Below are 13,439 nucleotides of genomic sequence, written 5' to 3' on the forward strand. Positions count from 1 at the left end.
CGCGGGCCGGGGCCCACTGTGCACAGGCTGGGTCACGCCGCCCGGCGGCCGTGAGCGTGCATCTCGCCCTCGCACGAGCCCGGGCCGCGGGCTGATGAGGGGACCGCGGCGATGCTGGCTATCAAACACGACAGGCGCCGGCTCCTGGATCGGCGATCGCCGATCGGCGCAGGCGGGCTCGTCCATCGCTCACATGAACGACCGCTCATCGAGGCGCGGCGCGGATCTGCGCGTCCGACGATTGCAATCACAGCAGCCGGCGAATCAGGCGGCGAGGGCGAGCCGGGCCGCCTGGCCCCATCCATCGACTCGCTGCAAGATCGCCGGAGCACGGCGAGGCCGCGCGGCTCTTTCAACATGTCTCTTGGCGCATGTCCTTAAAAACATTCTATACAGCCGCGGCAATTGTCTCCACGGGCGCTCTCGCCCTGCGCGGGGTGGTCGCTTGACGGGCACGGCGAGTTGGGGCATCTTGCGCGCCCGTCAAGGGGTCACGCCTCATGCCCGTCTCGGCCCGTTGAGCGCCTGCGCGCTCCCTCGTCCCCGGCAGTCGCCATTCGTGGCCTCTCGTCGAATGCTCCGTGGCCGCCCGGCCGCGCGGCCGTCGACGCGATAGCGAGCAGCCGGGGGGCCCAGCGGGAGCGGCCGGCGGCGCGAAGGAGCGTCCGTCATGACACCGCCCATTTTAAAATATCCCCGCACGCAGCACCTCGAGGGCTCGCGCTTCCAGCACGGCGACCACGACCTCGACGCGGTGCCGTTCCGCGACCTCCGCGGCCGCTTCGTCGTGGTCGAGGAGAAGATGGACGGCGGCAACGCCGGCATCAGCTTCGACGGCTCAGGCCAACTGCTGCTGCAGAGCCGCGGCCACTACCTGACCGGCGGCGGCCGCGAGCGCCACTTCGACCTGCTCAAGCGCTGGGCCAACACCCACGTCGACGACCTCTATTTGGCCCTCGGCGAGCGCTTCGTGATGTACGGCGAATGGATGTACGCCAAGCACACCTGCTTCTACGACGCGCTGCCCCACTACTTCATGGAGTTCGACATCTTCGACCGCGAGACCGGCGAGTTCCTGTCGACCGCGCGCCGCCGCGAGCTGCTGCGCGGCCTGCCGGTGGTCTCGGTCGCGGTGCTGTGGGAGGGCCACCCCGAGCGGCCGGCCGACATCACCCGCCACGCCGGCCCGTCGCGGTTCAAGACCCCACAATGGCGCGAGCGGCTGGCCGCAGCCGGCGCGTCGGCCGGGGTGTCGCAGGCCCAGGTGATCGCCGAGACCGACGGCTTCGACGACATGGAGGGCCTCTACATCAAGGTCGAGGAGGAGGGCCGCGTCACCGCTCGCCTCAAGTGGGTCCGCGCCAGCTTCCTCAACGCGATCCTCGACAGCGGCAGCCACTGGCTCGACCGCCCGATCGTCCCCAACCAACTCGCCGACGACGTCGACCTGTGGGCCCCCGCGTGAGGCCCACGGCGCGTCGACGGAGGACCTCGCCATGCTGCTTCCCTATCCCTGCCCCGCCGATCCGGCGATCTCGACGGCTGTCCCCTGGGACAGCTTGTGGGAGCCGTGGATCGCGCCGATGGCCGCGTGCCCGCAAGACCCGGAGCACCACGCCGAGGGCGACGTCTGGACGCACACCAAGATGGTGTGCGAGGCGCTGGTCGACCTGCCCGGCTGGCAAGCGCTCGCGCCCGCCGACCGCGAGGTGGTGTTCGCGTCAGCGCTGCTCCACGACATCGCCAAGCCGGTGTGCACGCGCATCGAGGACGGGCGGATCCGCCAGCCCGGTCACTCGCCGCGCGGGGCGCTGATGGTCCGCGCGATGCTTTGGAAGATGGGCGTCGATCCGCTCGTGCGCGAGCGGATCGCCGCGCTGGTGCGGACCCATCAGATCCCGTTCTTCCTCATCGACCAGGACGACGCCCGCCGGCGCGCGGCGCAGATCAGCCAGACGGTCCGCTGCGACCACCTGGCCCTGCTGACCCGCGCCGACGCGCTCGGACGGATCTGCCGCGACCCGCAGCGACTGCTCGACAACATCGACCTGTTCGTCGATTTCTGCGCCGAGCACGAATGCCTCGACCAGCCGTGGACGTTCCCGAGCGCGCACACGCGATTCGTGTACTTTCGCAGCGAGGATCGCGACCCGCGCTTCGCGGTGCACGACGACACCCGCTGCGAGGTCGTCTTGATGTCGGGCCTGCCCGGCAGCGGCAAGGATCACTGGATCGCGCACAACCTCGACCTGCCGGTGATCTCGCTCGACGCGCTGCGCGAGGAGCTCGACCTGTCGCCGACGGGGCCGCAGCACGCGGTGATCCAGGCCGCGCGCGAGCAAGCCCGCGAGTACCTGCGCCGCGGGCAGTCGTTCGTGTGGAACGCGACCAACCTGAGCCGCGAGCTGCGCGGGCGCCTGATCGATCTGTGCACCGATTACGGGGCGCGCGTGCGGGTCGTGTTCCTCGACACGCCGTATCGCCGGGTGCTGCGTCAGAACCGCGAGCGCGAGGCCCAGGTGCCGCTGGCGGCGATCGAGCGCATGCTGGGGCGCTGGGAGCCGCCCGACCTGACCGAGGCGCATCAGGTCGAGTGGATCTTGCAAGGCGATTGAGCGCGTCGCGGCGCGCGGCCCTCAATCGCCGAGACGACGGCGGCCGCCGAGGTCGACCTGCACGCCGACGCCGGTCGCGAGCGCGCGACCGTGCAGATAATGGGCGACGGCCACGTCCTCGACCCCGAGGCCGAGCGATTTGAAGAGGGTGATGTCGGCGTCGCTGCGTCGGCCCTCGCACGCGCCGCACAGCAGCTCGCCGAGCTCGCCGAGGATGTGGCCGTCGTCGATGATCCCCTCGGCGCGCGCGAGCAAGAAATCACCCGACTCCGCCAGCGCCGATTCGCAGCGGTCGACGTAGAGCCGCGCGCGGGCGACGGCGCGGGCGTCGAGCTCGCGGGCCGCGGGCACGCAGGCGCCGACCGCGTTCACGTGGGTGCCCGGGGCCAGCCACTCGCCGTACAGCACCGGCTCGCGCGAGGAAGTGGTGGTGCACACGATCGCCGCGCCGTCGACCGCCTCGCGCGCCGAGCCGACGGCGCGCACCTCGAGCGGGAACCGCTGCCGGGCCTGGCGCGCGAACGCCTCGCGGTTGGCCGGCGTGGCGCTGAAGACCCGCACGCGGCGGATCGGTCGCACGCACTGCATCGCCTCGAGGTGGGTCCATGCCTGCGTGCCGGCGCCGAGGATCGCCAGCTCGTCGGCGCCCTCCCGGGCCAGGGCGCGGGTCGCCACCGCCGAGACCGCGGCGGTGCGGATCGCGGTGACCTCGGTGGCGTCGAGGATCGCCCGCGGCGCGCCGGTGTCGGCGTCGAACAGGGTCACGAGGCCCTGATGCGAATCGAACGGGGTGCCGTGATTGCTCGGGAACACGGCGACGATCTTGAGCCCGAGCGCCTGCCGCGATTGCAGCGCCGCCGGCATCATGCCGAGGATCGCTCCGCCGGCGAGCCGCATGCCCCAGCGCAGCGGGCTGGTCGCCTCGTCGCGCGCGAGCGCGGTCAACACCTCGGCCATCTGCTCGATGCATTCCGCCATCGGCAGGAGCTGGCGGATCTCGCGTTGCGTAAGAATCACCGTGGTCATGCTGCGGCGCGACGGTCGCACGCGGCCGCGGCGCGCACAAGCGCCTGCGAACGTGCAGGCGCGCGAGCGCGAGGGGCGAGACCGCCCGATCGTGACAGCGAGCCCGGCGATTCGCCGGTTTGCCCGTCGGGGTCCGCGGTGATGCGACGGATGCATGACCCCGGTCGGGGATGACATTGGCCGTGGGTGTGACGAAGACTCAATCGCAGCAGCATCTGGCGCGCGGCACGGTCGTCGGGGTCACCACCAGCGAACGAGCGGCTGACCGCGAGCGGCCCGCAGCGCTCGCCAGGCCGCGAGCCCGCGCCGTGCAAGTGAAGCCTCGCGCTTACACCTGCAACCGAGCCCACGACAGCCGACGTGCGACCCATCTGCTCGCTCGCGTTCGCCAGGCCAGCGCCGGATCGTGGCCCCGCGGGAGCGCCGGGCCGGGCGCGCCGGCGGGTGCGTGCTATGCATCCTGCGATGCCCCGGATCCTCCTCACCGGCGCCACTGGGTTCGTCGGCCGCGCGGTTCGGCCGGCGTTGCTGCGCGCGGGCTGGCAGGTCCGCGGGCTCAGCCGTGACGTCCGCCGCGCGCGCGATCGCTGGCCGGAGATCGAGTGGGTCCAGGGCGACGTCGGCGACCCTGCCGTCTGCGCCCGCGCGCTGGCCGATTGCGACGCGGCGCTCTACCTGGTCCACGCGATCGGCGAGGGCGCCGACTTTCGCCGGCGCGAGCTGGCAGCGGCGCAGACCTTCGCCGCCGCTGCCGCGGAGGTCCCTTCGATGCGGCGCATCGTCTACCTCGGCGGGGTCGCGCCCGGCGACGAGCCGTCCGAGCATTTGCAGAGCCGGCTCGAGGTCGGTGAGGCGCTGCGCGCCGGCCCGGTCCCGGCGATCGAGCTGCGCGCCAGCATGATCGTCGGCCACGGCAGCCTGAGCTGGCTGGTGGTCCGCGACCTGGCCGCGCGCCTGCCGGTGATGGTGCTGCCGCGCTGGCTCCGCTCGCGCACCGAGCCGGTGGCGATCGACGACGTCGTGGTCGCGCTAGTGCAGGCGCTGGCGCTTGAGCAGGCCGGCAGCGCGTGGTTCGACATCCCCGGCCCCGACGTGCTCACGGGCAAGCAGATCCTCGAGGAGGTCGCCCGCGCGATGGGCCACGGGCGCCCGCGCTCGCTCGACGTCCCGCTGCTTTCGCCGCGCCTGTCGTCGCTGTGGGTCCGCTTCGTCACCCGCGCCGAATGGTCGGTGGCCCGCAACATCGTCGTCGGTCTGACGCACGACCTGCTGGCCCGCAACGACGATTACTGGCGCCGCATCGGTCACCCCGTGCGGCTGCCCTTCGCCGAGGCCGCGAAGCGAGCGCTGGATGCCGAGGCGCGCGAGGGCGTCCCGGTGCGCGGCCCGTGGGGCGTGGTCGAGCGCGTGCTGGCGACGCACGGCTCCTAGCCCGCCCCGCGCTCATTCGTGCCAGGGCTCCCACAGCGTGCGCAGGCTGACCAGCGCACCGCTGGCGCCCTGGATCTCGGCCTTGTAGGTAGTCCCGCCGGTGAGCCTGAGGCCCGGGTCGTTGTCGTAGTGGCGACCGACCCATGTGCCGGGCTTGATCGTGTCGGTCGAGCCGCGCTCCCACCAGCACTCGAGGTCGCAGTCGAAGAGCTCGCAGGTGCGGCGGCATTTCCACCAATCGGTGGTGAACGTGGCGTCGCCGGTGCCCTCGCGGCCCTGCATGGCGACCGCCTCGTATTCGCCGGAGTTCATGTCCGACGTCGATTCGGCCCACTCCCAGCCCTGCGTGCAATGGCTGCGCTCGGGGCGGGTACAAAAAGTGGTCTTGAACCACTGCTGCTCCCAGTCGTCGCGCGTCGGCGAGACCGTGGCGACCGGCAGCGTCGGCGGCGAGACCGGCTTCGGCGACGGTGACACCTCCTCGACCTCGCGCTCGGCCTGGCGGTCGAGCGCCGCGGCGAGCGCGGGCGGTGGTTCGCGGCCGGGCGCCAGCCTCGACCACACCTCGGCCGCGCCCTCGCGCATCAGCTCCGGCGTCACCGCGCGCTCGGGGTCGTCGACGCTGCCGCGCTCGACCACGCTGATGAGCCCGGGCTCGAGCTCCTCGAACAGCACCACGTGGCCGCCGCCGAGGTCGAGCTCGGCCAGCACGCCCGGCTGCGTCGCCGGCGCGGCCTGTGCCGCCGGCTCGGCCTGCTCCGGCGTCGCGGGGCTCGGGACCGCCTCGTCCGCGTCGCAAGCAGCCAGCGCGATCGACACGATGATGGCTGCCCGTCGAAGCATGGGGTCCTCGCAGGTCGCGCCCGGCGCGACGCGGTGACCTTGACACCCGGGCCGCAGGACGCAAGCGCAGCTCCGCGCGTCCGGCAGGCTCGGCCACAGGGCGCGCGCAGAGAAGGCCGGTCGCGCCTCGTCCGCGAACCGGTCGCAGCCACGATCCTCGTTCGGCGTCGATCGCGGCCCGGTGGCAGCTGACCGCACATTCGCCGTCATGCCATTGACCCGTGATCGATCGGCGTATTCCACATCGTCCTTCCCCACCGATCGCTCGCACGTGCGATTGGGCGATCCTTGCCATTCGGGGGATCTTGCCCACGCGGCCTTTGGGCCCCCTCGCGAACCGCGATGTCTCTTCAAGACGCGCATTTTGTCGCGAGATCGGGGACGACGTGAAACCGCTGTTTGCGAAATCATGCCTTGCAACCCGGCCCTAGGTCGGTCACCTTCGGGCTCCCATCTCTGCCGGCGGTCTTGCGGCCGTCGCCGGCGGGGCGTGATCGCGTGGGCCGCGGAGACCGGAAAACAGACCATGGCAGCCTATTTTCGCTTCACCGACACCAATGGCCAGCCGCGCTTCGTGATCGAGCTCAACGACGAGGCCAAGATTGCGCATGCGCGGCGGATCCTCAGCGGCGAGGAGACCCAGCGGATCCACATCCACGGGCGCATCATCAAGCGGCCTGTGCCCTACAACCCGGGCTGGTCGTTCCACCTGGACTCGAACACCATCGATTTCTTCGACATGGCGATCGAAGTGTGCGACTCGAGCATGCAATACCTCGAGGATCACCTCGACGAGGCCGGCGGCGCCTTCCTGCCCGGCGGGCACTGGTGCCCGTGGTCGTCGCGGCTGGTCGACGAGGTCAAGCCGGGGTAGCGGCATTCGCCGTGATCGTCGCCCTGCGGTCGCAGGGCGGCGCGGCGCATTGCGCCTGATCGCAAGGTGGCGCCATTGGCATGACCGCCGAACGGCGCTCGTGAATGGCGGCAATCACACGCCGGCGCTCGGGGCCGGCGCTCGTCATTTCGCCCCGCGCTCAGCGCACGACGAAGCGCAGGCCGGCGGCCTGCAGGCGCTCGATGAGCAGCTCGCCGCAGGCGGCCGCCGTGGTCGACACGCCACCTGTCTCTTTGCACATGTCTCGTTGTAACACCAGGCACAGCGCCGTCTCGCCGGCCATCTTGGCCGTCTCGTCGTAGCCCGGGTCGCCGCCGGAGACCTCGGCGATCACCGGCGGGTCGTCGCCGGCGCGGCCGACGAAGGTCACCTTGAACCAGCTCTTGGCCCGCACCTCGGGCGCGGGGCCGCTGCCGGGCGGGTGCATGCGCGACAGCAGGCGGCGCAGCGGGCCGATCTTGGCCGCGCCGACCAGCGCCCCGGCGCCCGCGATCGCCAGGCCGACGTGGTAGAGCCGCGGCATCGCCACGTAGTGCGCGTAGCTGAACTCGGGCCCGTAGTCGCCGCGCAGCCGGGCCGAGCGGCGAGCGATCTGCGGGTCGATGGTCGGCATCGGCACCGCCCAGCGGCCGAGCTCGCGCTGGTAGTGGATCGCGGCTCGCTTGCGTCCGCTCGGAGCGCCGCTCCGCGGCTTGCGTGAAGGGGTCGGGGCGCCGAGCACGCCGAGCGCGGACGCGAGCGTGCCGCCGGAGAAGCTGCCGCGGCCCTCGAGATAGCCGGCGATCGTCAGCGGCCGGCCCTGCGGGAGGGCGCGCGTGGTCCACAACACGCCGAGGTCGGTGGGGATGCTGTCGAAGCCGCAACACGGCAGCACGAGCACGCCGCGGGCCCGCGCCGCGGCGTCGTACGCGGCGATGATGCTTTCGACGAAGGCGGGCTCGCCGGTGAGGTCGAGGTAGTCGGCACCCTGCTCGACGCACGCGCGCACCACTGGTTCGCCGTAGCGCACGTAGGGACCGACGGTCGTTAGGATCACGCGCGAGCTGGCCGCCATGCGCGCGAGCGCGGCGGGGTCGTCGGTGTCGGCGACGACGATCCCGACCTCACGCCCGAGCTCCGCGGCGACCGCGGCGAGCTTGTCGCGCGAGCGCCCTGCGACCGCGAGACGCACCTCGGGGGGCGCGTGGGCGGCGAGGTAGGCGGCGCACAGACGGCCGACGAAGCCGGTCGCGCCGAACACGGTGATGTCCCAGTCTCTCGCGGATGCAGCGGGCGGCGTCACCGGGCGAGGATACCTTGTTTCTCGCGCGCGACCTGGCGATACACTCGTCCGCCGTGAGCCACTACCTCGTCGTCGAACACCTGCACGACGGGGCCGTGTTCTCCCTCGATCGGGCGCTCGACACCACAGACAACCGCCCGGTGGTGCTGAAGCGGCTGCCGGCGGCGCGCAGCGACCCGAACGAGCGGGCCCGGCTGCGCCGCGAGTACGAGATCTTGCAACGCCTGGACCTGCCGGGGGTGGTGCGGGCGCGGGCGCTGGAGGAGGAGGACGGCGAGCTGCGGCTGGTGCTGCTCGATTTCGGGGGCAACACGCTCGACGCCCGGCTGCGCCGCGCGCCGCTGTCGCTGCTCGAGTTCTTCGACCTCGCGGTCCAGCTGGCCGACATCCTCGACGGGGTGCACCGCGGCGGCGTGCTTCACAAGGACATCAAGCCGCGCAACATCCTGGTCGACCACGCGGGCCAGGTGCAGGTCATCGACTTCGGCATCGCCTCGGAGGTGCCGCGCGAGCTCGCGGTCGCCAGCCCGCCGCGGGTGCTCGAGGGCACGCTGGCGTACATCGCCCCGGAGCAGACCGGGCGCATGAACCGGCCGGTCGACTCGCGCAGCGACCTGTATTCGCTCGGCGCGACCTTCTACGAGATGCTGACCGGGGCGCCGCCGTTCGCCGCCCACGACCCGGTCGAGCTGGTCCACGGCCACATCGCCCGCGCGCCGCGTCCGCCCGGCGAGCTGGCAGCCGGGGTCCCGGAGGTGCTCTCGGACATCGTCCTCAAGCTGCTGGCCAAGCAGGCCGACGACCGCTACCAGAGCGCCAGCGGCCTGCGTCACGACCTCGAGCGCTGCCGCGAGCGCGTACGGATCGGCGAGGTGCCGGCGCAGTTCGAGCTGGCCCGCCGCGACGCGCCGGTGCGGTTCGAGCTGCCGGCGCGGCTGTACGGGCGCGAGGCGGCGGCGAGCGAGCTGTCGAGCGCCTACGCGCGGGTCGGCCAGGGCGCCGAGCTGGTGCTGGTCGCCGGCCCGCCGGGCATCGGCAAGTCGGCGCTGGTCCACGAGCTCGACCGCGAGATCGCCGGCCGCGGCGGCCGCCTGGTCGCCGGCAAGTTCGAGCAATTGCGCCGCGATCGCCCCTACAGCGCGCTGCGGGCCGCGTTCGTGCAGCTCGTCGAGGCCATGCTCGCCGACTCCGACGAGGGCCTGGCCCGCCGCTCGCTCGCGCTCGAGCGCGGGCTCGGCCGCCTCGCCGGCGCGCTGCTGACGTTGCTGCCCGAGCTGAAGCCGGCGCTGCCTCGCGCTGGCGCGGCCGCGGCCGATGGTGACTCGGCCGGGGCCGCCAAGGGCCGGCTGCACCGGGCCGTGCGCGCGTTCCTCCGCGCCTTCGCCGAGCCGTCGGCGCCGCTGGTGCTGCTGCTCGACGACCTGCAGTGGGCCGACTCCGCCTCGCTCGAGCTGCTGGTCGCGCTGCTGACCGCCGACAGCCCGCCCGGCCTGCTGGTGATCGCCACGCTGCGCGACGAGGCCGTGTCGCCGCAGCTGCAGTCGACCCTGGAGGCGCTCGACCACGTGTCGCGTCGCGTCGACCTGCGGCCGCTGACCGCCGACGACACCGCGGCGCTGGTCGCCGACGCCCTCCGCCGCGCCCCGGCCGACGTCGCCTCGCTGGCCGCGCTGGTCCACGACCGCACCGGCGGCGTGCCGCTGCTGGTCGGCGAGTACCTGCGCGACCTGGCCCACCACGACCTGATCGCCTTCGACACCGAGCGCGCCTGCTTCGTGTGGGACCAGGCCGCGATCGCCGGCGCCGCGGTGTCCGCGGATGTCGTTTCGGTCATGGTCGATCGGACACGTGCTTTGGGACAGGCGACGCGCGAGGCGCTGGGCCGGGCCGCCTGCGTCGGCGACGAGTTCGACGCCGCGCTGCTGGCCGACCTGGCCGGCCGCCCCGAGGCCGAGGTGACGACGGCGCTGGTCGAGGCCGCGGGCTCGGGCCTGATCGTGGCCCGCGGCGGGCGCTGGCGGTTCTTCCACGACCGCGTGCAGCAGGCCGTCGCGTCGCAGCTGGCGGCCAGCGAGCGGGCCGCGATCCACCTCGCGCTCGGCCGGCGCCTGCGCGGCGGCGAAGCGGTCGACGAGCGGCACCCGCGGCTGTTCGAGATCGCCGATCACTTCAACGCCGCCGTCGACCAGGTCGAGGACGCCGGCGAGCGCCAAGCCCTGGCCGCCATCGATCTTGCGGCCGCGCGCCAGGCCCGGGCCTCGGGGGCCTTCGCCGCCACCGCCGCCTACGCCACCGCCGGCGCCGCGCTGCTGGCCCCGATCGCCGCCGAAGCCCCGCAGACCGCGTTCGCGCTCGACCTGCTGCGCGCCGAGGGCCTGTTCCTGTCCGGCGATCACACCGCCGCCGAGGCGATCCTGACGACCTTGCTGGGGCGGGCCCGCGAGCCCCGCGAGCAGGCGCTGGCTTCCGAGCTGTGGGCCACGCTCGACCTCCACCTCGGCCGCCTCGAGGCCTGCGTCGACCGCGGCATCGTCGGCCTGCGCGCGATCGGCTTCGAGTGCCCGCGCCGCACCGGCCTGCCCGGGGTGATGGTCGAGTTCATGCGCACCAAGTCGGCGATCGGCGGGCGCTCGACGGCGATCCTGGCCGACCTGCCGCCGCTGCGCGACCCGACGGTCAAGCTGGCGCTGCGGATCTACTTCGTCATCATCGGCGCGGTCTATCAGTTCGACATGATGACGATGATGGCGATGACGATGCGGGCGACCCGGCTGTCGCTCGAGCACGGCACGTCGAGCCTGTCGGCCGCGCAGTTCCTGAGCTACGGCATGATGCTGTCGATCGTCCAGCGCGACGCCAAGATCGCCGACGACTACGGCCGCTTCGCCCTCGAGGTGCTGGCGCGCTACCCGGACCGCGGCGTCGAGGCGGTGGTCAAGTTCCTCTACGGGGCGATGATCCAGCCGTGGCGGCACTCGTTCAGCCGCTCGCTGCCGATCTTGCGCGAGGGCCTGCAGGCCGGCCTCGACTCGGGGCAATTGATGTACGCGAGCCTGTGCGCCAGCACGCTGGTCAGCACGCGCATGCAGGCCGGCAGCCCGCTGGAGCAGGTGCGACAGGACCTCGAGACCGGGCTCGCGCACGCGCGAACGGCCCACGTCGGCAGCGCCGTCTCGCACCTGCAGTCGGCGGCGGCGGTGTTCGGCGCGCTGACGGGGGTGTACCTCGAGGTCGGCGCGGTCGACCCGGCGCGCGAGGCCGACTACATGGTCACGCTGTCGCGCGCGGTCCAGGGCGAGATGCTGCACTTCATGTTCGGCCGCATCGACGAGGGCATGGTCGACAGCGACAACGCCGAGCCCCGCGCCGCCCGCGAGCTGGGCCAGGCGCCGATCTACGCCGACCACGTGTGCTTCCGTGCCCTGCTGCTGGCCCGCCGCGGCCCCGGCTCCGGCCCGCTCGCCGGGCTGCGGCTGCGTCGCGCGCTGCAGTCGGCCGCCGACAAGCTCGAGGCCTGGAGCCGCGGCTGCCCGGCCAACTTCGAGGCCCGCGCCCACCTCGTGCGCGCCGAGCAGCACCGCGTCGCCGGCGACGGCGCGGGGGCCCTGCAGCGCTACGAGGCCGCGCTGGCGGCCGCGGTCCGCCACGCGCGCCCGCACGACGAGGGCGTGGCCTGCGAGGTCGCGGCCCATCACTTCGCCGCCGCCGGCCTGCGCGACGCCCAGCACGTCTACCTCCGCCGCGCCCGCCGGGCCTACCTGCGCTGGGGCGCGCTGGCCAAGGTCCGCGCGCTCGACCTCAGCCACGCCGGCCTCGACCGCCGCGGCCACGACCTCGACCTCGAGGCCTCGCTGCCGGGCCGCGTCACCGACGCGCCCTCGCGGACCTCGACCTCCGAGTCGACGCTCAGCCGCGCCGGCCAGCACCTCGACTTCGCGACCCTGTTCAAGGCCACGCAGGTGTTCGCCGACGAGCTCGAGCTGCCACGACTGCTGGCCGCGGTGATGCGCCTCGTGGTCGAGGACAGCGGGGCCGAGCGCGGCGTGCTGCTGCTGGCGCGCGGGGCCGGGCTGGTCGGCGCGCACCTGTACGTCGCCGAGGGCGACCACCACGTGCCGCTCGGCGACGTCCCGCTGGCCGAGCTCGCCGTCGTGCCCGCCGCCGCGGCGATCCTCGCCCACCGCAGCGGCCGCCCGCTGGTCGTCGACGACGCCGAGGACGACGCCCGCTTCGCCACCGATCCGTACGTCCGCCGCGTCCGCCCGCGCTCGCTGCTGGCCGCCCCGCTGGTCCACGGCGGCGAGCGCCTCGGCGTGCTCTACCTCGAGAACAACCTGGTCGCCTCCGCCTTCAGCCCCGACCGCAGCGAGACCCTGCGCCTGCTCGCCGTCCAGGCCGCGATCGCCATCGACCGCGCGCTGCTGTTCGGCCGCCTCGAGGACTCGCGCAAGGCCGCCGAGGCCGCCAGCGAGGCCAAGTCGCGCTTCCTCGCCAACATGAGCCACGAGCTGCGGACCCCGCTCAACGCGATCCTCGGCTACTGTGAGATGCTGTCCGAAGAGGCAGGTGACCAGGGGCTCGAGGGCATGCTCGCCGACCTCGACAAGATCCGCCGGGCCGGCGGGCACCTGCTGGCGATCGTGCGCGACATCCTCGACCTGACCAAGATCGAGGCGGGGCGGATCGAGCCGGTCCGCGAGCCGATCGACGTCGCCGGGCTGCTCGGTGACGTCGTCAGCATGGCCACGCCCGACCTGAGCCGCGCCGACAACCGGCTGGTCCGCGACTGGCCCGACGACCTCGGCGTCATGCTCGGCGACCCCACGCTGGTGCGCCAGATCCTCGTCAACCTGCTCGGCAACGCCGCCAAGTTCACCGCGCAGGGCGACGTGACCCTGCGCGCCGCGCGGGCCGGCAAGCAGGTCCGCTTCGTCGTCGAGGACACCGGCATCGGCATGAGCCCTTCCGAGCTGGCGACGGTGTTCGAGCCGTTCGTCCAGGCCGACACCTCGGCGACGCGCCGCTTCGAGGGCGTCGGCCTCGGCCTCACGATCTGCCGCCGCCTGGCCGAGGCGATGGGCGGCAGCCTCACCGCCGCCAGCGAGCCCGGCCGCGGCTCGGCGTTCACGCTCGAGCTGCCGATCGGCTGATGTCCGCAGGGACAGGTCGCGGAGCGACATGTCCTCCGGGACATGTCGCGCGATCGCCCGCTCGACCCCTGCAGCGCATGAATGCGCGCCCAGCCATGCGCGCAAGATCCGAAGGGAGCACCCCGACCTGGACTATCGGAACATCCCCGGGGTCAAATCACCCCGACGCGCCGATCTAACCTGTCCCAAAGGACATT

8 protein-coding genes are annotated in these 13,439 nt (G+C 73.0%); 5 read left to right on the forward strand and 3 right to left on the reverse strand.

What is annotated here, in order from left to right:
• Positions 1-670 precede the first annotated feature (670 nt).
• Both POL25_RS14545 and POL25_RS14550 read left to right on the forward strand, forming a co-directional pair.
• Positions 671-1,465: an RNA ligase family protein gene (locus POL25_RS14545; protein ID WP_272086603.1), complete on the forward strand. Its 795-nt coding sequence runs from the start codon at positions 671-673 to the stop codon at positions 1,463-1,465.
• A gap of 31 nt (positions 1,466-1,496) precedes the next feature.
• Positions 1,497-2,615, forward strand: coding sequence for an AAA family ATPase (locus POL25_RS14550; RefSeq protein WP_272086604.1), 1,119 nt, complete (start codon positions 1,497-1,499; stop codon positions 2,613-2,615).
• 21 nt (positions 2,616-2,636) lie between these two features.
• On the opposite strand, the gene POL25_RS14555 is transcribed toward POL25_RS14550, so the two are convergent.
• Positions 2,637-3,632, reverse strand: a complete 996-nt coding sequence (locus POL25_RS14555) for an ornithine cyclodeaminase family protein (protein ID WP_272086605.1) — start codon at positions 3,630-3,632, stop codon at positions 2,637-2,639.
• Positions 3,633-4,106: 474 nt separating this feature from the next.
• Between POL25_RS14555 and POL25_RS14560 the strand changes: the two genes are divergently transcribed.
• On the forward strand, positions 4,107-5,072 hold the full coding sequence (locus POL25_RS14560; RefSeq protein ID WP_272086606.1) for an NAD(P)H-binding protein: 966 nt from the start codon (positions 4,107-4,109) through the stop codon (positions 5,070-5,072).
• A 12-nt stretch (positions 5,073-5,084) separates the two neighbouring features.
• On the opposite strand, the gene POL25_RS14565 is transcribed toward POL25_RS14560, so the two are convergent.
• Positions 5,085-5,915 (reverse strand): hypothetical protein, encoded by an 831-nt coding sequence (locus POL25_RS14565; protein ID WP_272086607.1) that lies wholly within the window; start codon positions 5,913-5,915, stop codon positions 5,085-5,087.
• A 526-nt stretch (positions 5,916-6,441) separates the two neighbouring features.
• Here POL25_RS14565 and POL25_RS14570 point away from each other — a divergent pair.
• Positions 6,442-6,789 carry a BP74-related protein gene (locus POL25_RS14570; RefSeq protein WP_272086608.1) on the forward strand — a complete coding sequence of 116 codons (348 nt, stop codon included), beginning with the start codon at positions 6,442-6,444 and terminating at the stop codon, positions 6,787-6,789.
• Positions 6,790-6,949: 160 nt separating this feature from the next.
• Here the strand turns inward: POL25_RS14570 and POL25_RS14575 are convergent, their stop codons facing one another.
• On the reverse strand, positions 6,950-8,092 hold the full coding sequence (locus POL25_RS14575; protein WP_272086609.1) for a saccharopine dehydrogenase family protein: 1,143 nt from the start codon (positions 8,090-8,092) through the stop codon (positions 6,950-6,952).
• Positions 8,093-8,145: 53 nt separating this feature from the next.
• Between POL25_RS14575 and POL25_RS14580 the strand changes: the two genes are divergently transcribed.
• Positions 8,146-13,242: a protein kinase domain-containing protein gene (locus POL25_RS14580; protein ID WP_272086610.1), complete on the forward strand. Its 5,097-nt coding sequence runs from the start codon at positions 8,146-8,148 to the stop codon at positions 13,240-13,242.
• Positions 13,243-13,439: the final 197 nt, after the last annotated feature.

This window comes from Nannocystis bainbridge, assembly GCF_028368995.1.
Lineage (GTDB): Bacteria > Myxococcota_A > Polyangia > Nannocystales > Nannocystaceae > Nannocystis > Nannocystis bainbridge.